General features: G+C 47.6%; 19 protein-coding genes. 3 read left to right on the forward strand and 16 right to left on the reverse strand.

The window, feature by feature from the left end:
• Positions 1–71: 71 nt before the first annotated feature.
• The 12 genes from G598_RS0107095 to G598_RS0107150 form a co-directional block, all read right to left on the reverse strand.
• Entirely contained in the window at positions 72–1793 is a 1722-nt protein-coding gene (locus G598_RS0107095) for a GGDEF domain-containing protein (protein ID WP_026766372.1), read from the reverse strand.
• A gap of 76 nt (positions 1794–1869) precedes the next feature.
• Entirely contained in the window at positions 1870–2835 is a 966-nt protein-coding gene (pfkA, locus tag G598_RS0107100; RefSeq protein WP_026766373.1) for a 6-phosphofructokinase, read from the reverse strand.
• 166 nt (positions 2836–3001) lie between these two features.
• The gene (gene manZ, locus G598_RS0107105; RefSeq protein WP_026766374.1) at positions 3002–3826 is read right to left on the reverse strand and encodes a PTS mannose transporter subunit IID; all 825 of its coding nucleotides are present in this window, start codon (positions 3824–3826) and stop codon (positions 3002–3004) included.
• 36 nt (positions 3827–3862) lie between these two features.
• Positions 3863–4663 (reverse strand): PTS mannose/fructose/sorbose transporter subunit IIC, encoded by an 801-nt coding sequence (locus G598_RS0107110; protein ID WP_026766375.1) that lies wholly within the window; start codon positions 4661–4663, stop codon positions 3863–3865.
• A gap of 80 nt (positions 4664–4743) precedes the next feature.
• Positions 4744–5220: a mannose/fructose/sorbose PTS transporter subunit IIB gene (locus tag G598_RS0107115; protein WP_026766376.1), complete on the reverse strand. Its 477-nt coding sequence runs from the start codon at positions 5218–5220 to the stop codon at positions 4744–4746.
• A complete protein-coding gene (locus G598_RS0107120) occupies positions 5220–5651 on the reverse strand; it encodes a PTS sugar transporter subunit IIA (RefSeq protein WP_026766377.1) in 432 nt (143 codons plus the stop codon). Before G598_RS0107120 ends, G598_RS0107115 begins: the two co-directional genes overlap by 1 nt.
• Positions 5652–5969: 318 nt before the next feature.
• Positions 5970–8774, reverse strand: coding sequence for a sigma-54-dependent transcriptional regulator (locus G598_RS0107125; protein WP_026766378.1), 2805 nt, complete (start codon positions 8772–8774; stop codon positions 5970–5972).
• A 67-nt stretch (positions 8775–8841) separates the two neighbouring features.
• Positions 8842–10110 carry a glycoside hydrolase family 1 protein gene (locus G598_RS0107130; RefSeq protein ID WP_026766379.1) on the reverse strand — a complete coding sequence of 423 codons (1269 nt, stop codon included), beginning with the start codon at positions 10108–10110 and terminating at the stop codon, positions 8842–8844.
• Between the two features lie 16 nt (positions 10111–10126).
• A complete protein-coding gene (gene pgmB, locus G598_RS0107135; RefSeq protein ID WP_026766380.1) occupies positions 10127–10765 on the reverse strand; it encodes a beta-phosphoglucomutase in 639 nt (212 codons plus the stop codon).
• A gap of 9 nt (positions 10766–10774) precedes the next feature.
• A complete protein-coding gene (locus G598_RS0107140; protein WP_051180054.1) occupies positions 10775–12484 on the reverse strand; it encodes a glycoside hydrolase family 3 N-terminal domain-containing protein in 1710 nt (569 codons plus the stop codon).
• A gap of 25 nt (positions 12485–12509) precedes the next feature.
• On the reverse strand, positions 12510–13949 hold the full coding sequence (locus tag G598_RS0107145) for an S-layer homology domain-containing protein (protein ID WP_026766382.1): 1440 nt from the start codon (positions 13947–13949) through the stop codon (positions 12510–12512).
• A 69-nt stretch (positions 13950–14018) separates the two neighbouring features.
• Positions 14019–15329: an MFS transporter gene (locus G598_RS0107150; RefSeq protein ID WP_026766383.1), complete on the reverse strand. Its 1311-nt coding sequence runs from the start codon at positions 15327–15329 to the stop codon at positions 14019–14021.
• 315 nt (positions 15330–15644) lie between these two features.
• Here G598_RS0107150 and G598_RS0107155 point away from each other — a divergent pair, with 315 nt between their 5' ends.
• Positions 15645–16772: an AraC family transcriptional regulator gene (locus G598_RS0107155; protein WP_026766384.1), complete on the forward strand. Its 1128-nt coding sequence runs from the start codon at positions 15645–15647 to the stop codon at positions 16770–16772.
• 242 nt (positions 16773–17014) lie between these two features.
• On the opposite strand, the gene G598_RS0107160 is transcribed toward G598_RS0107155, so the two are convergent.
• Complete coding sequence (locus G598_RS0107160) at positions 17015–17506, reverse strand: hypothetical protein (protein WP_026766385.1); 492 nt, start codon at positions 17504–17506, stop codon at positions 17015–17017.
• 238 nt (positions 17507–17744) lie between these two features.
• Between G598_RS0107160 and G598_RS18540 the strand changes: the two genes are divergently transcribed.
• Both G598_RS18540 and G598_RS0107170 read left to right on the forward strand, forming a co-directional pair.
• The gene (locus tag G598_RS18540; RefSeq protein WP_051180044.1) at positions 17745–18281 is read left to right on the forward strand and encodes a hypothetical protein; all 537 of its coding nucleotides are present in this window, start codon (positions 17745–17747) and stop codon (positions 18279–18281) included.
• Positions 18282–18506: 225 nt separating this feature from the next.
• The gene (locus G598_RS0107170) at positions 18507–18911 is read left to right on the forward strand and encodes a hypothetical protein (protein WP_157833291.1); all 405 of its coding nucleotides are present in this window, start codon (positions 18507–18509) and stop codon (positions 18909–18911) included.
• A gap of 217 nt (positions 18912–19128) precedes the next feature.
• Here G598_RS0107170 and G598_RS0107175 read toward each other — a convergent pair whose 3' ends face one another.
• The 3 genes from G598_RS0107175 to G598_RS0107185 form a co-directional block, all read right to left on the reverse strand.
• A complete protein-coding gene (locus tag G598_RS0107175; RefSeq protein WP_026766387.1) occupies positions 19129–19575 on the reverse strand; it encodes a hypothetical protein in 447 nt (148 codons plus the stop codon).
• A 552-nt stretch (positions 19576–20127) separates the two neighbouring features.
• Complete coding sequence (locus tag G598_RS0107180) at positions 20128–22731, reverse strand: alpha-L-rhamnosidase (RefSeq protein ID WP_026766388.1); 2604 nt, start codon at positions 22729–22731, stop codon at positions 20128–20130.
• Between the two features lie 190 nt (positions 22732–22921).
• Positions 22922–23239 (reverse strand): L-rhamnose mutarotase, encoded by a 318-nt coding sequence (locus tag G598_RS0107185; protein ID WP_026766389.1) that lies wholly within the window; start codon positions 23237–23239, stop codon positions 22922–22924.
• Positions 23240–23255 lie beyond the last annotated feature (16 nt).

Below are 23255 nucleotides of genomic sequence, written 5' to 3' on the forward strand. Positions count from 1 at the left end.
AATCTGCTCACTATATATATTAGGCAATATCGTAATGTTTTCCTGCTAATCAGGCAAGGTCTTACGTCTCTTTATTCAGTTTCATCATCACTATAGAGGTTCTTGAACCAGTGCATATTGGTCTTCGGTTCCCGGCAAACCCGGTTACGCCCCGTCCGTTTAGCCATATAGAGTGCCTCATCTACCCGTTTCAGCAGTTGTGCCTCGGTATCTTCTGCTCCATGCCAGGAAGCCACGCCCAGGCTGCTGGTAATATGAATATTCCCCTCATGCAGTGGCGTATCTTCCACCTTGGAACGCAGCCGTTCGGCAATCATCATGGCCTCATCTCCGGTGCAATGATGGAAAAGAATGATAAACTCCTCCCCGCCCCAACGCACAAATACATCTTTTTTCTTGATATTTTTCCGGACGGTTTCCGCAAAACCGGCCAGTACCACATCCCCCACCTCATGCCCATAGTTATCGTTAATCCGTTTGAAAAAATCGATATCCATCATGATGAGGGAAAAGGGTTCTTCCTCGTTTTTATGCTGCAAGATTTCTGCTGCCAGCACCACTTCCAGCTTATTGCGATTGTAGCATTTGGTCAGATTATCCGTTGTCGCTTTTTCGATAGCCTGCGTAACTTCCTGCTTGAGCCCCTCCTCCCGGGTCATCAGCATGCGTTCCCGCTTTATCTGATGGCGCACGATAAAGGCTGCAAACACGCACAGGGATAAGGTTGTGTACGGCAGCACATAGCCATCCAGCACATACCAGTGCTGATACATGGATATGCCGTCAATCGTGCCGGCACCCGCCATAAACAACAGCGGCACAGACACTGCCTTGGCGTACATATTGCCATAGCGCACAGAACGAATGATTGCATATAACGCCACCAGTTCCAGCACAGGCAGCAGGATATAAAATGCAGCCAGCCCCCTGCTCATGCCATTAAAGCCCAGCAGTTCCGCAGCCAATACCCCAATCAGCAGCAGCGCATAAGCCAATACTGTCCAGCGCACCAGCCGTTTGCCCTTCCTGTCCACCACCTGAAAAATGACGATATTGGCCAAAAGCGGCAATAAATATTCCGATAATTGCATAAGGAACCGCCATAAAACAGGTGCATCGAGCAAATATTGCCTGGAATTGGCCGCACAGACCAGCCAGACCAAAAATGCCGTCATAAAGGCAATAAAGGATTTGTAAAGCCGTTTAGGCGCTGCAGGGCCGCCGGCATAGATCAAAATCAGTACCAACAAAAATCCTGTCAGGGGGATGTTCATCAAATACGGTATATCCTGCCGAAAAAGACGCAGCACCTGGTCTACATCACTGTCCAGCCATATCTTGCCAAAATATCCCCGGCTTTGGTCTGCCGGCGAATAGGCGTGAATCCGCAATTCCCTGCCAGCACTTTCAGCCGGCAATGCAACGATATGCCAGCGCTGTCCATAAGCCATAAAAGCCGGCCGCAGTTCGCCATACTTATAGATGCATTCGTTCTCCAGCCAGATTTCAAAAGCCTGATCATGAACCTGCAGGAGCAATGAGGCATCGCGAGGCAAAACGTCCGGCAAAGTGGTTTTCAGCCAGACTTTGCCCTCACGACTATCCAATGGCGGCGTATGGGGAAAATCAAACGGGTACCACTCTGCACCTTCCTCGGCCTGCCAATACCATTGACCTTCCAGTTCAGCGGCCAGAGCGCTGGCCGGCACCAGCCATAAAAATAATAGCAAAAAGAGAGGGAACAGCCCACGCAAAGCAACAGCCGTATACCATTCTGCTGATTTAACCTGCAAGCGTATCCCCCCTCTTGTCAAAAAGCTCCACCGGAAAACCGATAGAGCTTTATTATTTTACTGTATATGTTTCCGCTTAAGCCAGCACGCGGGCGAGTCTGACCAATTCCGGATTCAGCGTCTTAGTGTTGTTTACCGCGTCAAAGAGATTTACGCCGACAACCTTGCCTTCGTTGAAGCCAAAGACCACATTGGTCGCACCGGAGATGATGGCCAGTGCTGCCTTTTCGCCCAGCATCGAAGCCTTGATACGGTCCTCAATGGTCGGGGAACCACCGCGCTGAATATGACCGAGTACGGATACACGGGTATCAATACCCGTCTTATCCTCAACCAGTTTGCCCAGACCAACAGCCGAACCAGCACCTTCTGCTACTACGATAATGCTGTAACGCTTACCAGCATCATACATGGCCTTGAGCTCATGGCAGATTTCATCGAGGTCATATTTCACTTCCGGTACGAGAACGTATTCTGCACCACCGGCAATACCGGCCATCATCGCGAGCCAGCCGGAGTTGCGGCCCATAACTTCTACGAGCATGATGCGGCGATGGGCTGACGCCGTATCGCGCAGCTTGTTGATGGCATCCACGATGGTGTTGGCAGCCGTATCACAGCCGATGGTGTAATCCATGCCCCATACATCGTTATCAATCGTGCCCGGCAGACCTACGATAGGCATACCCGTTTCCTTGGACAGGAGAGAGCCGCCAGTCAGGGAACCGTCACCGCCGATGATGACCAGACCCTCAATGCCCCGCTTCACCAGATTGTCAAAGCCCTTCTTACGGCCTTCAGGCGTTTTGAACTCCATGCTGCGAGCCGTTCCCAGGAAAGTACCGCCGCGCTGAATCATATCCGCCACGCTGCGGCTGGTGAGTTCTACGATATTGTCATCAATCATACCGGCGTAACCATCATAGATACCATAGACCTTCACCCCTTCATGCAGGGCAGTGCGGACTACGGCGCGGGCAGCCGCATTCATCCCCGGGCTGTCGCCGCCAGAGGTCATTACGGCAATTGCTTTTTTAATCATGCAAACATCTCTCCTATATAGAAATCCATAACTAACACTATCAATCTATAGCATACCTGCCTATTATTTTACGCAAGTATCCTGTAAATGTAAAGTATTTACACGCAATTTGTTCGGAAAATATTAAAGCCTTCCCCAAGCGGGGAAGGCTTCGTATTTCAGGAAATTATTTCACACTCATGATGCCCAGAGCATAGCAAACGATACCGAGAGCAAAGAGACCGAAGATAATCCAGATTGCGTTGACCTTGCGGCGCAGCAGAGCCATGCAGGCAAAGGTCATGAGCAGAGGTACAAGACCCGGCATAAGCTGGTCGAGGATACCCTGAACCGTCGTTACCACATGTTCGCCTTTGGCATTGGTAATTTCCGAAACGACTACCGGAATGTTGACCGAAGTCCATTTGTTAACGAGCGCACCCATGACGAACAGACCGAGAATGGAAGCACCTTCCGTAATCTTCTGGAGCTTGTTGCCAGCGATATCCTGTACGATGTCCGTACCTTTTGCATAACCGTACTTAATGCCGTACCAACGAACACCAATACGGATGAGGTTAAAGAGAACGAAGAACAGGATAGGACCGATGATGCTGCCGGTCAGTGCGAAGGAAGCACCGAGAGCAGCGGTAATCGGACGGAGCGTACCCCAGAAAATCGGGTCGCCGACACCAGCCAGAGGGCCCATCATACCAACTTTGATACCGTTGATAACACCGTCGGGAATGTCTGCACCATTAGCCTTCTTTTCCTCGAGAGCGGCCGTGATACCGATAATCGGAGCAGTTACGAACGGCTGCGTGTTATAGAATTCCAGATGACGTTTGATTGCCTTTTTGAGTTCTTCACCTTCATAAAGGCGGCGCAGAATGGGAACCATGCCGAAGCAGTAGCCCAGGCCCTGCATACGTTCCATGTTCCAGGAAGCCTGCAGGAAATTAGAACGGACGAAAGTCCAGAAAAAGTCGCTAGAAGTAATCTTCTTTTCCATTATATTATCCTCCTCTAGTTGCTGATTAACACGAGATTAGTCCAGTTCGTCATCAAGGTCACTGGAGCTTGCAGCAGCGGCAGCAGCCGGAGCAGCAGCAACTTCCTGATACTTCGGGTTAAGCTGAATGTAAACCACAGCGCAAACGAGACCGATAACGCCCAGAGCAACCAGGTTGAAATCCGTGAAAGCAGCTACAACGAAACCGAGGAAGAAGAACGGCATGAGATACTGTGCGCCCATCATGTTGATAACCATTGCATAACCAACAACTACGATGAAACCGCCGGCAACCTGCAAACCACCGGAAATAACAGGCGGAATAGCATTGAGCATATCCTGTACAGCGCCCGTACCAACCGTCATAGCAACGAGCAGTGCGGGGATACCAACGCGCAGACCCTGCAGAATGAGTGCACCATAGTTACAGAGGTCAATACCGAAGAGGTTGCCTTCTTCAGCATAATCATCAGCTTTGTGCTGGAATACTACGGAAATCGTCTTACAAATGATAGCCAGAACCTGACCAGCAGCTGCCAGCGGCATTGCGATAGCAATACCCGTTGCCACATCCTGATGGCTGGCAACAACGAGAATCGTGGAAATTACGGAAGCAAGAGCAGCATCCGGAGCGATAGCTGCACCGATGTTCATCCAGCCCAGAGCCATCATTTCCAAAGTACCGCCAATGATAATACCAGTGGTCATATCGCCTAAGATAAGTCCAGTAACGGTGCACGCAATCAGGGGACGATGCGTCTGAAATTCATCGAGGCAGGAGCCCATACCCGCAATCGTGGCGAAGATAAAGATTAGCAAAACTTGCATAGTGCCCATTATATATTCCCTCCATTATGAAAATCCTGCGGTGGCGAGCTGTCATACACCCCAGCCCGCCGTCGCAAAAATACGGCCAATTATTTAAGGACATCCATCAGCATAACTTTCTTATCCGTATCAACTTTGCGGATTTCCAGTTCAATGCCTTTTTCATTCAGTTTCTTGAAGGATTCGATATCCTGGTCGTCTACGGAAACAGCACCGGTAATCTGATGCTTGCCTTCATGGAAGCTCATGCCGCCGATATTGACACTCTTGATATCCACGCCATGTTCTACCATGTAGAGCACGCTGGTCGGATTCGTGAACAGGAGCAGGCATTTTTCATTTTCGTATTTCGGGTTGTTGTATACGCGAACAGCCTTTTCGAGGTCAACAACGTGGGATTTGATGCCAGCCGGAGCAACCTGCTTCAGGAGCGTTGCACGGATCGTGTCTTTTGCGACTTCATCATCGCAGACGATGATGCGGGTGCAACCCGTAACCTTGGACCAAACAGTAGCTACCTGACCATGGATAAGACGGTCATCAATTCTTGCAAGTACGATATTCATTATAAATCCTCCTCCTCATCATCGGCAATCTGGCTGGCATGGAATGTCTGCAAACCACTCTTGCCTGCTTCTACAGCACGCTCCATCAGAGCCTTGATATCCGAACCATCATCAGCCAGCTGAGCGCTGCACATCTCAATGAGCATGGGCAGGTTCACGCCGGTCACGATGCCATATTTCTCATTGCTAATCACCAGACGGCAAGCTGCATTGTAGGGGCTGCCACCGAACAGGTCATTCAGGAAGAGCACGCCATCCTCACAATCCAGATCCTTGATGGCCGCTTCATACTTGGCCACCACATCATCCGGTCCTTCACCAGGAACCAGTGTAACCGCAGCTACATTTTTCTGCTCACCGCAGATCATTTCGCAAGAACGAACCAGTTCTTCAGCGAAGATACCGTGCGTACCAACAACAATACCAAACATTCTCTCTACCTCCTAAAAATTTCCCCAAAATTAACATTTATGGTTGAATTTGAACGTTTTTGGCTTTTTTTGCCTTACGCCCCTATATAATGCAAGAAGCATGCCAACTTTGTGTATCAAAAACGAAATTTTATCTTTTCGTTTGTTTCACCCGTGTTTTTCACTTATTTTTCATAAAAGTTTTTGCTTTATGATACTATAAGTATTATTTTGATACACTTCAATACACTTTCCGATACTCTATTATACAAAATGACCTCCATCACGATAAAAAAAATACACTATGACAAATGTCATTGTCATAGTGTATGAACTGTATCACAGCATATTCGCCATAAAATAATATTCATCTTCGTCAAAACGTAATTTTAAAGTTTCGTCAAAGATTTGTGCGGCTTTTTTCAAAGCCATCAGTTTCTTTTTATCGACCAGCGACTTATCTTCCTTGTAGACGAGCGGACTGCGGGTTACTACCCGCTCCAAAGCACAGCCGCAGTGTACCAACAGCCGCACCCGCAAAGGATTGGAAAGTTTTAACTGCAAGTCCTTTTCCAGCGACTTATCAAATTCCAACAGTACGCTCATAATCTTGGCGGGATTTAAATAGGTAAGAAAACGCTGCAAAGACTCCTCACAAAGACGCTGGACAACCATATTGCCCTTGCCTTCTCCTTGTGGAATCCGCGACTCAAGAGCCGATTCACTGTTAAAGACCAATTCCGTCAGCAGGCGCTCCCCTTCTCCGTCGATGAGTTGTTCCAAGGGAATAAACGGCACATTCATGGCCGGCTTCTTCATGCCTACCGCTGCTACTATGCGGTATTCCTTGGCAATTTCTGCCAGCCGGTCATCCAGATGCAGTACGCCTACGGGAATGACTTCGATTATCCGCCCGGCATGGCGCAATACGTCCTCGACCAAAGCTTTTATCTTCATGGCAGCACCATGCCCGGACGAGCATATCGTCACAATCGCTTCCTGTGTATTAACAGGACCTTCATGTGTATCAACCGCCTCATAGCCTTTGAAGTTCAGCAGCGATTCATAGATACTCTCCAAATCCATCCCGGCAATATCCACCTTGCGCATAGCTTCGAGTATCAACGGTGTCGAAACCATATCCAATGTGCGCACAGGAATCTTCAGCCGCTCAGCCAAAAGCGCACCGATATTACATAACGAGCCCATATCTGCTAAGATAAGAACCCCCTTCTGGCACTCCATCCCCTTGAGCATGGCCGCCGTTTGCTCCAACACTTCCTGCGGATTGACCTCCAGCGGCATATCAATGGCAATGATATTGGTATCCGTAGAGCTGAACAGCCTTTTCGCCACCTCCACCATGGAACTGGCCGTGTTCTTGCCATGCGTAGCCACCAGAATGATAATTTTCTCTTCCAGTTCATCATCTTCAGCCGACTCCAATAGCAGAGCAATATACTCAATTTCCGCACGGGGCACCGTCACATGATAGTGCTGTTCAATCAGCACGCCGATTTCTTCTGCCATCCGCATATAGTCAGAGTCCTGAGGAATAGCCCCCTCGATTTCCGTATAAGGAATGGCTTCATGCGCCTTGACCCGCTTCAAAAAAGCCGACAGATGCAGGCTGAACGCATAGAGGAACCGGTCACGATAGCTGCGATTCAATCGTTTCTGCACATAAAGGGAAATCTGCTCAGAAAAGTCGACCAAAGCTTCATCGACGATTTTCAAGAGCCGCTCCCGGGTGGTCATATTGACCGAATGCTTCTTATTATATAGGTCTTTGACATAAACATTTACGTCTGTAGCCACAATCTGTTTAATCAGGTCATCACTGATGCCCTCGCCTTTCAGCAAAGCCACCTTATTTTCGACCACCTGATAGAGATTAAAGCCCTCGCGGCTGCCCTCATCATCAAGCTTGAACTTTCCTCCCGGAGGAGATACCAGCAAAGGTTCGCTGACATATTGGGTAAGTTCGGCAAGCGCCTGCCGGTTGGCCGATAACGTCAGCAAACCGTCCCGTACACCAGGCGGCAGCATCCGAAAATCCGCTTCGATAAAGCTGGGATTATCGATGCCATTCAAAAACGCCTGTGCGCAGAGCAATTTGATGTTGGATTTCAGCTGCCCCACGTTGCCGCTGCCAATACTGCCAATCAAGGCCTTCACCGCTTCCACGCTGATGCGTACCGGTTTTTTCACCCGCTGGGCTTCTTCCATAAACAACAGTTTCAGGATATCCAGCTTTTCCTCCAAGGTACGCTCCGAAAGCGGCTTGATGGTGATGATGTTCGGGATACGCCGTACAAAGGTCTTGGTCAAAGCCGATTTCGGGTCTTCCGTTGTCGCGCCGATAATCAGCACTTTTGCCCTGCGGCTGCGGGTGGTTTCGCCCAAACGGTTAAACGTCCCCGTATCCATAAAATAGAAAATCATTTCCTGCCCTTCCGGCGGCAGGCGATGAATTTCATCGAGGAACAGGACGCCGCCATCGGCTTCTTCCACCAGGCCGGCTTTGGCACTGTCTGCCCCCGTAAAAGCGCCTTTGATATGGCCAAACACATGGGAAATCAAGAGCTGCGGGTTGTTATAGTAATCCGCACAGTTAAACGTGATAAACGGCGCATCTTCGGCGAAACGGTGCATGGCCTTGCCATAAGCAAACATCATATGGGCAAAGAGCGTCTTGCCGACACCGGTCTGCCCGACTATCAAGGTATGCAGCCCATCCGGCGGATACAAAATCGCCGCTTTGCCCTGTTCCACCTGCCGTTTCAAGCTCTTGTCCGCACCAATCAGGCGGGCAAAGGGATTGGCCTCCTCCTCCGCATTGCGGACAAACAGACGCTTGCACTCCTCGACATCACGGAACTGCAATGGTCCCTGCCCCAATTCTGTCTCCAACAGCTCGGCCAGCGTTTCCCGGTCAAAATACCGCACCGGCCGCCCGGTAAATTTTACAATCTTGTCCTGCCGATGCAGTTCGTTTAGTTCCTTGGACACATTATTGCGCAGGATATCCAGCTCATCAGCGATTTCCTGCGCATCAAAACCAATCTGACCGGATAATTTATTCCCCTTGAACGTCCCTGAACGTTCCTTTATATAGAGATAAATCCGCTCACTTCGTTTCATCTGTATCACACCCCTTCGATACTCTTTTTAAATCATATAACAGAGTATCAAATAAGGCAAGCTGTGATTACTTGAGCAAACCATTATTTTGGGCAATCGTCCCTAAATACCGGCAGCTGGGCTTTACTCTGCGGTGCATGGTCTGCCTGTCCACCGCAATCAGACCAAAATGCTTGTCAAAGCCCATGGCCCATTCCAGATTATCCATAGAGCTCCAATAGATATAGCCCAGCAGAGGTACTCCGTCTTCTACAGCTGCATGCAGCCCCGTCACCGCCTCACGGATAAAATCAATGCGGCGGCTGTCATCCTGCGTGGCAATGCCGTTTTCCGTAACCATGACCGGCAAGCCTGTTTCCTTATACACACGACGCACGACGGAACTTACTGCCTCCGGACAATAGGGATAACCGCATTCCGTAAGTTCTTCATCCGCACCATGCGGCACCCGACCATTTGCATCATAGATTTCCCGCTCATAATTCTGCACAGCCGCAAAATCGGCATTCATATAGATATCCTTGTATTGGCCAAAGTAGCTCTGCCAAACTTTTTCCGCCACCTGTTCTCCGCCCGGAGCGGCACAAACATCCGACAAAGCAAGGCTCACGCCGACTTTGGCCTGCGGCGCAAACTCCCGCGCGGCTTTGACCGCTTCATTATGTGCCTGCCGGATGATTTCAATATGTTCCGGCTCGGAGGCCATATGAATGGTAAAATAATGTTCCAAATCCGTTCCACAGGCCTTTGCTGCCTGCTCCCGCCACTCCGGCGCCGTCCAGCCTTCTGCGGCCATGCCGATGGGCGGCACAAAATTCCATTCTGCAAACAACTGCTTGAGCATGGTGGCAATGTTTATCTCATTCATCGTAATGATATAGGGAATATGTTTTCCCAAGGATTTCAGCACATAGCGGGCATAACGGCCAAAGTAATACGGCGTTTTCTCGCCCTTCCAGCCGCCGTATTTCATCAGCCACTGCGGGCTGGTAAAATGATGCAGCGTTACCACAGGAGTGATTCCATGTTCCTCACAGGCAGCCAGCACATCAGCATAGTGCGCGATAGCCTCAGCAGGAAATTCACCTTCCCGCGGCTCAATCCGTGCCCATTCAATCGAGAAGCGATAGGCCTTCAGCCCTGCGCCCGCCATCAGGGCAATATCTTCCCGATAGTGCTGATAATGGTCGCAGGTATGATCCGATTTATCCTTGTAAATGGAACCTTCCACATGTTCTTCCGCCCAAATGTCAGAATGGATATTCATGCTCTCTACCTGATGGGCGGCCGTCGCACTGCCCCAAAGAAAATTCTGCGGAAAAAGCAGCTTACTCATGGATTATCGTCCTTTCTCATACAGCAATATTTAATAAATCACGAATTTCCTGCAATGCATAAGCCGCCTGTGAAACTTTGGCCGCTTCACCAATACCGGCTACCTGCATACCGGCATTTACACCTGCCTGAACGCCTGCCGGTGCATCTTCCACGACCAGACAGTTCTCCGGTTTGGCTCCCAGTTTCTGTGCAGCCAACAGGAAAACCTCCGGGTCCGGTTTGCTATGCGTGATTTCCGTACCGTCGGCAATGGCATCGAAAGCGTTTTCCAAACCGACCTGCGTTAAGATGCGCATGGTGTTTTTGCTCGATGACCCCACAGCGATATGCACGGCGTTTTTGCGCAAGCCAGCCAAGGTTTCCCGCACACCTTTCAAGGTATCCTCTATGGTCAGATTCCCTAAGAGTTCCTGATAATAACGGTTTTTCCGCTGGGCAAGTTCCTCTTTTTCTGCCTGCGTATAGTTTTTTTCCGCCCGCTCTAAAATGATTTCCAAACTCGCCATGCGGGATACGCCCCGCAGGCGGTTATTAATCGCTCTATCGAAATAAATGCCTTCTTCATCGGCAATTTTCTTCCATGCCTGATAATGGTATTCGTCCGTAGACACCAGCACGCCATCCAAATCAAAAATCACATTTTCATATCGCATAATCTCACCTCAAAATTTCGTCTGCCACATGCCGCAGAAGGGATCTACCGGACTTTTGCCCACAAATTCACTCTTGCCGACCAGTTTATTGACAATGGCTTTAAGCATGGCCGGAGCTGCCGTATAGCCGTTAATCAGCGTTTTTAAGGCAGGCATATCCTGCAAGAGATACGGCGAGCCTGTTGCCACACCGATAACCGGCAGGTCATGGATAAACCAGGGCATATTGGAAGCCATCGGCCAGTTCCATTCCATGCGCAGAGTGCTCTTGTTGCTGGCCGGCTCAATATTGGCATAGTAGATAACGGCATCATACTTTTTCACAATATCAGCACGTTTGATATCAATATAGGCAAAGCGCATAGCCTCTTTATCAAATACATCCACCGTAAAGCCAGCATCCTCCAACAGCGATTTGAACAGCTTGGCACTGCCGTTGCCAAAATAGCCCCATTCATCACCGAAGACATACAGGAGCAGACGCTTTTGCGTGGCAGGATTCAAGGGCAGGACATTTTGCGTATCCTTGACCAAGGTTGCCGCTTTGTCTGCGGCATCTTCTGCCCATTCCGTAAACTCATTCCTGCCCAGTACCGCCTGCAAAGCCGATTTCTCCGGCACCAGCGTGTTATTTTGCTGCCGCAGGTGCAGTTTTAAATGCGCTTTCAAGGCCAAAATCCGCGTAACAGCTTCATCTAAGCGTTTCTCCGTCAAAAGGCCATTTTTAAGCCCGTCCAGCATAAACTGGAAATCCTCTGCCATATTGCGGTTAAAGAGGAACATATCACAGCCGGCTGCTATGGCACGAGGCACGGACTCCCAGCGGCTCATCGCATTGGTAAAACCGCCCATCGGCGTAGCATCTGTGATAATCAGGCCGTTAAAGCCCAAATGCTCCCGCAAAAGTCCCTGCAACAGTTCCGGTGACAAGGTTGCTGGCAGTAAATCTTCCAGCGCTAAATCCGGATTGATTTTCTGCTGCCAGGCCGGCTGCAGGATATGGCCGACCATGACCGATTCTGCACCGGCAGCAATCAGCTGTCGATAGATTTCCCCATAGGTATTATCCCATTCTTCAGCAGAGCAGGAATTGATGGTCGGGTGCAGATGCTGGTCGCGATAGTCCATGCCATCTCCAGGGAAGTGCTTGATGGCGACCGCCATACCTTCTTCCTGCACACCTTTAGTAAACGCCTTGCTCATGGCAATAACCGTATCCGTATCATCGCCATAGGTGCGCACATTGGTAATCGGATTAAGATAATTTACATTTCTATCCACAATCGGGGAAAACGCCCAGTTGCAGCCCGTGGCATTGCCTTCTGCCGCCGATACCTTGCCCAAATGATAGGCATGTATTTCATCGCCAGTGGCAGCCATTTCCATGGGATAACCAAAGTATGTGCCTTCCGTCATCACGCCGTTGCCGCCCGCTTCGAGATTGGCCGCCAGCAGCAGCGGTACAGGCGATTTTTCCTGCAAATAGCGCTGTGCTCCTTGTATTTCCTTGCCCGGCAAGGCACGGAACATCATGCCGCCGGGGTGCAGGGTGTTCAAGACCTCCTGCAGGGCCTCCTTATCCGGCCCCGGAGCAATCGGGCAAAAGAGCTGGCCGACTTTCTCTTCAGTGCTCATTTTCTCTTTGGTTTCTTCCACCCAACGGATATCCTCATCCGTAAGGTAAAAGGGATTTGCATGTAAATCAATCTTGTTCTTCATCAGGGATTCCATCTTTCTTCATTAATTAAAACAGCAAGGCAAAGTCCAAACGGAAAATTTTCTTGCGCACCCCGCCCGGAATCGTATATCCATAAGGGCAAGAAGCATCAACCGTCCTGCCATACATATAGAACACATCAAAAATCGTATTGTTGATCGGTGACCATTGATAACCAGCCACCCAGCCCCGGAAACCTTCACCCAGGGTACTGATATAATCACCAATCATGCCGCCTGAACCACCGATAATCATGGCATCAGCCGGGGCATTATACCACGCCAATGTGTGTGCATGCTTGCCTTTGACTGGTGGCCAGGGATTGCCAAATTGCAGCTGTATTTTATAAGCATTCTTGCTTACATCCGAATTGGTATGAACCCAATCTGCAGTCAGCGTAGTATCCTTCCAAATCTGATGGTCAAAGCCCAGTTCTGTAAATCGGGTGCCCGTACTTTCCCAATTCTTAAACGGGAAGGCTGCATTTCTGGTGTTTGGCTTAGTCTGGTAAACGGCCTTCACATTGGTCTTGGGCGTCAGTTTATAATCCAGTTCCAATGACCAGAAGTTCTTGTTGACCAGGGCCGGATGCAGATTGTGTGAGCTGAGATTGTTGGTAAAGTCATTATCCGTATCGGCTTCAATCGAAGTCACCGGTTTGTACTGGGCCAAGGTAAAACGTCCGCTAAGCCGCTTCCCTTTGCCATAGCCGATTTCAATGCCCTGTATCTTTTCATCATTGAACATCAGGCCATAGCCCATAGTCGTTGCATAACGGCCTACCTTCAGCGAAAAGCCTCTATTGTTATAATCTACCCACTGCAGGGCGCCGAGATTGGTAAAATCTGCCTGCTCCGACTTGAAGCTGCGATTAAAGGTCGTACTGACGGTAATCATGGTATGCTTGTCAAAATGATATTGTGTATCCACCGACAGCTGCGTGGTTTTCTTCATAATCGGATCACTGGCCACGGCCATGCCATGCACATTATCATAACGGGTACCAAAGTAGCCATGGAACTGCACGCGGTCTACCTTTTGCTTCAGTTCCTCAATCTGCGCCCCGATATTTTTCAATTCCTTGCTGTATTCATCCTGCAAAGCCTGAATGATGATTTTTTGCTGGGCATCGGCTTGTTCCTGCTTATCCATTGCGCGGGAAATGATAACCGCCATTTCATAGCGGGACAGATTCCTGTCCCCATGGAACATGCCATCATCAAAGCCTTCGACCAGCCCCGCCTCAGTGAGCTGCTTTACCGCCTGATAAGACCAATGGCTGGACTTGACATCCGCCAGCGTCTTATGCGGAATATCCTTCTTTTGTTCGTTTTTATCTGCCTGTGCCAGCGCATTATTTTCCGCTGCCAGCTGCAGGGCTTTCTCGTTCAGAATTTCGGCACCGGCTGTGCCATTCAACTGCGATAACAACAGTAAAGAGATACCAAAAAGTGCTGCCTTCTTCATAACTCTCATCCTTTTATATGTTCATGCGTTAATTCTTCAACTTAGGCGCCCCCTATGCAGGGGAACTTATTATGCTTTTACAGGCTCAGCCTGCAGCTCACCTTCCTTTTTTCCCGCATCTACCTCAGGAATGGGAATTACAGCCAGGAAGGAAATGATCGAACAGATGGACAACAGAACGAAGAAGAAGGTATAACCATCATCACCCAGCAGGTTAACGCCGACAGCGATAAGCAGCGGAGCCACAAAATTAACCAGGGAAGATGCCAGATTGGTCGTGATATTCATAATGGCAATATCCTTGCCCGCATTTTCTTTGCTGGGCAGAATGCGGTTGACCAAAGCATTATCTACGGCATTATAGAGACCAAAACCAAAGTTGAAGACAAAGAACCCCGCGATTACCGTCCACAAATCCGTAGCAAAGGCAAAGAGAATCAAGCATACACCAGTAATCAGCGACGCCCCCATAACAAAGGGTTTCTGCTTGCGGAATTTATCCGACAGCCAGCCGCCGAAAAGACCTGCCAGCACCATCAGCAAGATGGACGCGCCCGTATAAGAACCAATTTCGAAAACTTCGGCTTCAGACAGATGGAATCTGGCCACATAGAAAAGCGTCAGCATGGTAAGACCGGCATTGGAAAAATTGATAAAGAGCTTCGTTAAGAGCGCCCAAGTGTATTCTGGATATTTCTTAAAGGACGGATAAAAGTTCTTAAAGCCCGTTTTGAAGGGATTGACAGCGCCCCCCTGTTCTTTCCGCTGTTCAGCAGGAATATAGGTATCCTTGACCAACAAGGCCGTAACAATACCGGCAATCAGCTGTACTGCACTGACCACGGCGATTTTCAATTCGACAGGCGTTGCCGCATAGATACCGATAATAATGGAACCGCTCATGACAAAAATAGGTGCTGCCGAACTCATAATCCCCGAAGCCCGGCCAAAGCGGTCCTCCTCTACCTGCTCAGGAATCATGGCAAAGCAGGACAAAGATACCATGCCATAGAAGAATTGGGCAATGCACCAGGAAGCCACCAGCATAGGCATGCTCTGTGCATAGGCCATTAACATCATAAAGATAAAGCCGCCCACAGAACCCGCCACCAGCCAAAAACGGCGGCGCCCCATTTTTACATGGGTCTTATCGGCAATCACGCCCCCCAGCGGAGTCAATACTACAATGGCCAGACTGGCAATTCCGGAGGCGATACCAAACGCACTGGTCGTTGCCTCTGCGCCAACTACGCTCATAATCTTAAACTGTATAAGTCCGAACATCAGCAAAACCAGTGGTGCAATCGCCGTACCGGCCCCAAGCACCATAGCAGCCATCAGGCGATAAAACGGTGTCTTATTCCACTTAATCGTATCCATAAAGCTTTCCCCCTAGAAACAGGTGATTCATTTTACTTTTACAGCAAGACACATCGCCGCGGACAACGCATCTATAATGCCAAAAGAAAACCGATTATCACTCTTATGAATTGTCTGTCGATTTTCTTTCTTCCTCACAGTTTATATTATAGCAAAGGAAAAATACGTGTTCCATGTAGATGACTTATATACATCCGACATATTTTTATATCAATCGTTTTCAATCGTTATTTTTTCTGTTATAATTGGACTGCATATCATTTATGCGTTTTCCTTTTGTTTCCTTCGTAATCCAAGGAGGTTTATCCTGTTACCATGCGTTATTTCACCACAGTTGCTAATGTTCAAGCGGAAATCAGCCGGTATTTTCACGCCACTGGCATAAGGGCCAGCGTTCCCCAAGCACTGGTCAGTATCTATAATTCCGGCAAATATTTGGAACAGTTTCCACCGCTGGCCATAGACAAGATTTGGGACACCATGGACGATGATGAATTCCTGCATCATGTCAATCAGCTTCCCATTGGCCTTGACCTCATCATTCAAAACGAAACGGAAAACAACAGCAACAAGGGCAACCCCATCGGCGAAGACCTGATGTTCTCCTTAGGCAATGACCTCATTGTCTTTAAGGCTTTTAATTACATCAACATCGATATCCATAAGCATAATTTCTTTGAAATGGGCTATATCCTGCGCGGTCATTGCCTGCTGACGGTCGAACAGGAAACCATCGACCTGCAGCCCGGACAGTTCTACATCATCGGCCCCAACGCCCGGCATTGCATTCAGATGGACGATGATGAGTCCGTACTCATCTGCATCGATATCCGCAAGAGTACCTTTGAAAACGCCTTTTTCAATCTGATGGCGGGCGAGGATTTGCTCTCCTACTTCTTCCAATCCATTCTCGCCCGTCCAGACTATCCCAATTACATCATCTTCACCAGCAAAAATGAAGAAAATATCCGCCGCCTGCTGAAGACCTTGATGATGGAAAGTTATTTAGGTGACAGCTACCATAATCTCTGCGGCATCAGCATCGTCAACCTCCTCATGTGCTATATGCTGCGCCATTACAGTGATACCATTCAGTTCTACAGCTACGATTTTCTCTCCACCCGCGCCCCTTTAATCATGCGCTATATTCAGACCCACTACCAAACCGTGACCCTGCGGGAGCTTTCCCAGGTCTTCCACTACAATGAAGCCTACCTGTCCACCTTGATCAGCAAGAACGCCGGCATGAACTTTTCCACCCTGCTCAATAAACTCAAAACCGGCCGCGCTAAAACCTATCTCGAAACCAGCAATATGAGCGTACAAGAAATCAGCGAAGCCGTAGGCTACAGCTCCGCTGACCATTTCTCCCGCACCTTCAAACAATACTATAACTGTTCCCCGCAAAAATACCGCATGAACTTCCGGCGGGAAAAAGAATAAAAAAAATTACCAAATCTAGTCGTTTTAGCTAATCACCTCATAAACACACTGAATTAGCGTACGAACAAAAAGTTAGGATTCAATAAAAAAGCGCAATATGCTGTTTTCATCAGCGTATAAATAAAAAATAAGTATGACCATCCATCATAACGATCATACTTATGTCGACTACTACGAACATCATCTATTTCATCGCCTATAAAAGACAATTTTTATGCGAAAATCTTTTTTCAATGTATCAATTAATGTGTTTGATTCCTATCACCATAAAAATCCATATTATATGATATATACCATGCAATCTCCCCGCCCACCATACAACCTTCTTCATAATTTGATCTTTTGCAAGTTAAACGTGGTATCTCAAACCATCCATTAGATTCATGTATATACATATGTCTTTCAGATAATACGTCTGACCAAATATACTTCCACATTCTGGACGATTCATCACACCATCTGCCTGATGGGTCAAATGTAACCATCGATGCTTGTATCTTGTATTCAGGAGGATTATATTCTAACACAGAAACAGTATTCACATCTAGACAAGTCGCGTAACCTTGTCGGAATTGTAAAATAATGTAATTACTACTACCTTTAAAAAAATCGCCATGTTTAATCCATCCAGGAATTTTTTTAGATGGAGCGGCATAAGAATCCGCTGTAAAAGCCGACAACAATATCGAACATAATAATAAAAAAAACAGACTTTTAAACAATCGAATTTTCATTAATTATACGCCTCCAAAACCATGTAAATTTTAATCTCGATTCAATTTTATGATATATTTACATACAAGTCAAGAATATTATTTTGAAGTGGTAATTAAATTCTAAGGACTTAACCGTTTTTTGTATAGTACTGGTCTCACATCAATTGTAAAGCTACAACACATAAAAAATATACATTTTATAGACATTTTTATATTTTTGTGATATGATTTTTATATATAGAAAGGAGTTGTTTTTATGCGTATTATTTCAAAGATTTTATTGTTAACAGCAGTAATGATTGTCTCATTATGCATTACTTGTTTTGCAAAATTACCCAGCAACCAAACATCATTAGGGGGAATCACCTTATTCCAACCAATATCTGATGTATTGAAGGTATATGGCACTCCCACTTATTTTGACAACAGTAAAATAGAATACGGAACACCTACTACCGTAATTATTGGTAAGACATCAGAATGGACCATAAATGAAGGGAGTGGAGGAAGTAAAACACCTATTGTAGGTATAATAAGAGTAACCGCCAATAATGGTTTCGCCACGCCTGCCGGAGTTACTGTTGGAATGGATACTGCAGTTCTTTATAAAGTATATGGGCATCCAGATAGACTAATGAATAAAAAATCTACTCCATATAACATTCCCAAAAGAAATGATTATGATACACTATATATATATTATGGACCAGCAGGACATAATTTTGCATTCTTTGTCCGCAACGAAAAAATTATTGAAATTTGTTTAGGGCTAGGTATTGGTGCGCTAGGTTAAAATAGAAAATTCTTAACACACATTTTCATTTAGCATAACATACTATTGATAATTATTTATAACACATCTCAAAAACAACGTACTACACGCGTTCGCTAAATGTAATATTCTATTATCCACAAAATGATATCCTAGAACATTCACTTCTCCTAATCTAAACAAATACACAAAAACATTTACAGCATTGAAATCAACTATAACCAATATAAGAAAAGGGACTTTGCGATGAATTTTAAAATTTTAAAATCACATATTTTTATTTATTTTTTCAAATTAATTATTGTCCTAACAGGAGTGCAAATAATGGGGACAGCAGTTGTCAATGCAGCACCATGGATTGACTTGGGTTATGGCAATTCTCATGGTGCAAAATGGAGTGTAGACAAAGGCTCCCTTACTGCCTGCGGCCACATTCCACATTCAACTTTACGCATAAAAGCTTCCTTGTGCGATGAATATTCAGAATGGGAACAACGTGAATACCGTTTTACCAAACAAGAAGGAATTTGGAAATATATGTGGACAGGATACACTGGGAAACATTCCTATATTTCTTCAGGATCCAACTGGGAAAAAGTATCTGGCAACCGCCTAGCTAACGATATTCTTTATATCGCCACACATCATTAATAAATAGTAATTATTCACCAGTGGTCAGTACCAATGGACGTCAAGCCTATTTGTCTATAAAATACACTACGATGTCTACGAACAAATGTACAAATTTATCGTTTATGTACTTCATACAGAGTACATAAACGAGGCTGCTGAATAACTACAATAAATATTAATGCTAGTAAAAAATAAATCTAGGGGACAAAATCTGAACGCATTTTGTCCCCTAGATTTATTTTATCGTCATAACGAGGATACCATTTTTCATATCAAAACTGCCTTTATACCCTGTACTGCCGTTCCAAATCACTTTATCCGCCGAGCTTTCGTCGGGCCGTCCATAATGAACACTCAGTTTATGCAGAATCTCTGCAACCTCCCCAGTATCCATCTGCACTGCCTGCCGTGGGCTTATGCAAAGACGCTCAATACGGCCATACGCATCAACAGACTCCTGATACACAGCCACACCGATACGTCCATGAAATTCCTCAAACACATATCCCTTGCGCTGCAGCATGGTTGTATACCCCGGCATATCTGCCACATACGTTCCTACCCGCGGCAGCGAATTCAGCGCATTGATATAACTGCGTCCAACACCCGCCGCCAGCACAGAACCTGCACAGAACACGATTACCATAGTCACCATCATCAAAATCCGCCATAACTTTCCCATGCCAATACCTCCAATCCCTTACACAGCGAAAAATCGTCTGAATTTTGTTTCTCTATTATTATCATAAGGCATTTCACAACAAAAAGCAAGAATTTTTCTAAATAATTGTCGTATTTTAACTATCAAACCTAAATATATGTCGTATTACTAAGCAAGACAATATTAAGCCCGCATGGGGCCGGTGATGTTTTTCGCAGCGTTTGACAAGCCTGTCTAAGCGAAGAAAAATATTACCAGCCCCATGCGGGCGCCAATCACCTCGTACTCAAAACATACTTCCAGCAAACCAAACCTAAGCCCGTGGGGACTGGCAATGTTTTTCCGCAGCTTTTGACAAGCCTGTCTATGGCGAAGGAAAAATATTGCCAGTCCCCACGGGCGCCTTAGCACCACGATGTAACACCGCACTATAATATCGTACTACAACAACGCACTAAGCCCCGGGACTGATTATGCTTTTCCGACGCGTTTGACAAACCTGTCTAAGCAGAGGAAAAACATCATCAGTCCCGGGGCGTCTTAGCACCTCATTGTCTCAATGTAATGTATGTATTACGCCAGATACCGTACCTCCCATTCTCCGGACCCAAACACCTGACTCGTTCCGTTCTTGAAATTAAGCCCTTCTGCCGCCTGCACGCTGGCACCTTCCGGCAAAGTCAGCCGTGCCCCGGCATTGGGCGGAACCGTCATTTTGACCGTTATCTCGCGGCCTGAACGTTCCCATTTTATCGCGGCCTTGCCATAGGGGGTTTCATGGCAGGCCTCGGCAAAATGCAAACTGCCGCCCGGCTGCGGATGGAAATTAATGAGCTTATAGCCCGGCTCCCGTTCGTCATAATCCAGACCTGCACCATAACGATAGAGCCAGTCACCAATCGCACCATAGGCATAATGATTAAAGGAGTTCATATCGGGACTGCAGAAACTGCCATCCGGCCGCTTGCCATCCCAATGTTCCCAAATCGTCGTGGCTCCCTGTTTTACCGGATAGAGCCAGCCCGGGAATTCCTCCCGTTCCAAAAGCTTCCAGGCCGCAGCGGTCTGGCCATTTTCCGACAAGGCTTGACACAGGCAAGGGGTTCCCATAAAGCCTGTCACCAAATGACCATCTTCTTCGAGCATATCGGCCAATTCTTTTGCCAGCTTGGGACGTACATCCGCAGGCGCCAGTTTATAGGCCAGCACCATGGCATAGGCGGACTGCGTTTTCACCGTCAATTCACCTTCCGGCAGATAATTGGCCCGGAAACGACGCAACAACTTTTCCAATTTTTGATTAAACGCCGCTGCTTCCTGCAGATACCCCAAAATTTTGGCACTGCGCGCCACAATCTCCAACGACACCAGATGATAGACAGAACAAGTAAACGGCGTAGGCGTTGCGCCCAGGGGAGTCTTGCCGTCACCATCCAAGGCCAGCCAGTCACCAAACTGCATTTTATAGTTAAACCGTCCCTGTTCATCCATGCGAGCATCCATAAAAGAAACCCACTTTTTCATGGAATCATACTGACAGCGCAGAATGGCTGTATCGCCCGTGGCCAGATAAAGGTTCCACGGTACAATGGTCGCGGCATCCGCCCAGCCAGAAGCCCCATCCATGCCCATGTGCTCAATCATCTCCGGCGAGGCCACAGGGGTCAGTACATCCGGTACTACATGGGGAACAGCACCGTTATCGGCCTGCTCTGCGACCAAATCGCCCAGCCATTTCTGATAAAAAGCATGGGTATTCACGAGGAAATTGGCCGTACTGCTGAAAATCTCTGCATCACCTGTCCAGCCCAGCCGCTCATCACGCTGCGGACAATCGGTGGGCACATCCAGGAAATTCCCTTTCAGGCCCCAAAGGATATTGTGCTGCAGCTGATTGATGAGCTTTTCCGAACACGCAAAAGAGCCTGTCTGCGGCATATCCGAATGGAGCACCTGAGCCGTGAAATCATCGGCCTGGGCATCTTCCGGCCAATCTTCCAGCCATGCATATTGGAAGCCCTGATAGGTGAAATGCGGCGTAAATACTTCTTCCGCATCACTGCCCTTGATATAAGTAAGGGTTTCCTTGGCTTCCCGCAGATTTTCCAGATAGACATTGCCGTCCTTATCCAGAACTTCAAAGCAATGCAGTTTTACCTGCGTGCCCTTGGCGCCCCGCACCTTGAACGTTACCCAGCCGGACATATTCTGCCCAAAATCAAGCACGCGTTCGCCTTTCGGGGTTACCAGCATTTTCTGAACCGGAATCTCCCCAGCCACACGAATAGGGGAAGCCGTCTGCGGCTGCAAATTATTCAGCGGATAATCGACACATTGAACCTTATGCCACATACCGGCCTCCGGTTCTGCTTTGCCGGCATCATAGGTTTCCCCACCATAGATTTCTGCGAAAAGCACCGGGCTGTCCGCCCCCAGCCAGCTTTCATCTGTGGCAAAGACTTCCTCCGTACCATCCGTGTAACGCACATGCAGCTGGCCAAAGAAGGCCGTCTGCTCACCGTAGAGATTGCGCACATGATGGAAGGTCAGCATGCCCTTGTACCAGCCGGCGCCCATATGCGCCCGCAGTTCATTGCGCCCATTTTTCAGGTATTCCGTAACCTCATAAGTCTGATAAGACAAGCGCTTCTGATAAGCCGTCCAGCCCGGTGCCAGTTCCTCCCGGCCAATCCGCTGTCCATTGATAAAGAACTGATACAGCCCCAGAGCCGTGGTATAAATTACGGCCTGTTCGACCGCTTTATCCAGTTGAATTTCTTTGCGCAGATACGTTCCCTTGGAATTATCCTTGTCCGCAGGCGTTTCTGCTGAAATAAACTTCCCCTGCCAGTTTTCTGCGATATTTCCCGTCAAAAAGCTGACCGGTTCAGACCACGGACACCATTTCCCCTCGGCAGCCGCCCGCACACGCACATAATAGCGTCTGCCGCTTTGCAGCTTCACATGAGGTTTTATCCCATTGGAGTCCTTACCAGCCATTTCGCCGCTGTCATAGATTAATTGAGTAAAATCTACTTTTTCTGCCGCCTGTATCTGAAAAGCGCTCTGCCGGAAATTCTTTTTCTCCGTGGCAAACTGCCAGCTAAGCACCGGAAAGCTCGTCACACCTGCCGCTTCTTCCATAAAATCCAGCAAAATCTTCTTGATGGTAAACATACTGATTCCTCCCCGAATCCATATTGTTTGTGCTTCGTTGCTATTGTAGCATGAAAAAAGCCCCATTTCACGGGGCTTTAAGGGACTGCAAAAGAGATGTCGGAAACTGCTAAAAATACACCTTAATCTATTGGGTGCAACAAGCACACAAGCAAAAAGGAGCTGCAAATTCACAGCTCCTTTACCTTTGTTATGCCAGATAAAATACCTGCTTCATCTTGGGTTGAGCACCCGTTTCCGGGTCCATTTCCATAACCATAACATCTTTCATATATTCGTTCCACTTGTCTACCACAGAGCTGGCCGCCTGATATTTTTCCGCATAGTCCACGCCCTTGTCACACTCAAAATAGCCAAACAGCTCATTACCTGTGTTCCAAATGGTGTAGTTGCTGATCCCTGCGTCCTTTAACACCTGTTTCAGTTCGGGCCAGATATTATCGTGGCGTTTTTTATATTCGGAAAGCATGCCGTCTTTTACCACAGCTTTCCACGCAAAACGTTCCATAAATCATCGACCTTTC

It is taken from the genome of Selenomonas ruminantium subsp. ruminantium ATCC 12561 (genome assembly GCF_000424065.1).
Classification (GTDB): domain Bacteria; phylum Bacillota; class Negativicutes; order Selenomonadales; family Selenomonadaceae; genus Selenomonas_A; species Selenomonas_A ruminantium.

What these genes read in the sequence shown, in the direction of transcription:
- G598_RS0107160 (WP_026766385.1), bottom strand. Translation starts at nt 17,506, where the DNA reads ATGAAAATTCGATTGTTTAAAAGTCTGTTTTTTTTATTATTATGTTCG.
- manZ (WP_026766374.1), bottom strand. Translation starts at nt 3,826, where the DNA reads ATGGAAAAGAAGATTACTTCTAGCGACTTTTTCTGGACTTTCGTCCGT.
- G598_RS0107170 (WP_157833291.1), top strand. Translation starts at nt 18,507, where the DNA reads ATGAATTTTAAAATTTTAAAATCACATATTTTTATTTATTTTTTCAAA.
- G598_RS0107110 (WP_026766375.1), bottom strand. Translation starts at nt 4,663, where the DNA reads ATGGGCACTATGCAAGTTTTGCTAATCTTTATCTTCGCCACGATTGCG.
- G598_RS0107120 (WP_026766377.1), bottom strand. Translation starts at nt 5,651, where the DNA reads ATGTTTGGTATTGTTGTTGGTACGCACGGTATCTTCGCTGAAGAACTG.
- G598_RS0107130 (WP_026766379.1), bottom strand. Translation starts at nt 10,110, where the DNA reads ATGAGTAAGCTGCTTTTTCCGCAGAATTTTCTTTGGGGCAGTGCGACG.
- G598_RS0107145 (WP_026766382.1), bottom strand. Translation starts at nt 13,949, where the DNA reads ATGAAGAAGGCAGCACTTTTTGGTATCTCTTTACTGTTGTTATCGCAG.
- G598_RS0107155 (WP_026766384.1), top strand. Translation starts at nt 15,645, where the DNA reads ATGCGTTATTTCACCACAGTTGCTAATGTTCAAGCGGAAATCAGCCGG.
- G598_RS0107115 (WP_026766376.1), bottom strand. Translation starts at nt 5,220, where the DNA reads ATGAATATCGTACTTGCAAGAATTGATGACCGTCTTATCCATGGTCAG.
- pfkA (WP_026766373.1), bottom strand. Translation starts at nt 2,835, where the DNA reads ATGATTAAAAAAGCAATTGCCGTAATGACCTCTGGCGGCGACAGCCCG.
- pgmB (WP_026766380.1), bottom strand. Translation starts at nt 10,765, where the DNA reads ATGCGATATGAAAATGTGATTTTTGATTTGGATGGCGTGCTGGTGTCT.
- G598_RS18540 (WP_051180044.1), top strand. Translation starts at nt 17,745, where the DNA reads ATGCGTATTATTTCAAAGATTTTATTGTTAACAGCAGTAATGATTGTC.
- G598_RS0107185 (WP_026766389.1), bottom strand. Translation starts at nt 23,239, where the DNA reads ATGGAACGTTTTGCGTGGAAAGCTGTGGTAAAAGACGGCATGCTTTCC.
- G598_RS0107140 (WP_051180054.1), bottom strand. Translation starts at nt 12,484, where the DNA reads ATGAAGAACAAGATTGATTTACATGCAAATCCCTTTTACCTTACGGAT.
- G598_RS0107125 (WP_026766378.1), bottom strand. Translation starts at nt 8,774, where the DNA reads ATGAAACGAAGTGAGCGGATTTATCTCTATATAAAGGAACGTTCAGGG.
- G598_RS0107150 (WP_026766383.1), bottom strand. Translation starts at nt 15,329, where the DNA reads ATGGATACGATTAAGTGGAATAAGACACCGTTTTATCGCCTGATGGCT.
- G598_RS0107180 (WP_026766388.1), bottom strand. Translation starts at nt 22,731, where the DNA reads ATGTTTACCATCAAGAAGATTTTGCTGGATTTTATGGAAGAAGCGGCA.
- G598_RS0107175 (WP_026766387.1), bottom strand. Translation starts at nt 19,575, where the DNA reads ATGGGAAAGTTATGGCGGATTTTGATGATGGTGACTATGGTAATCGTG.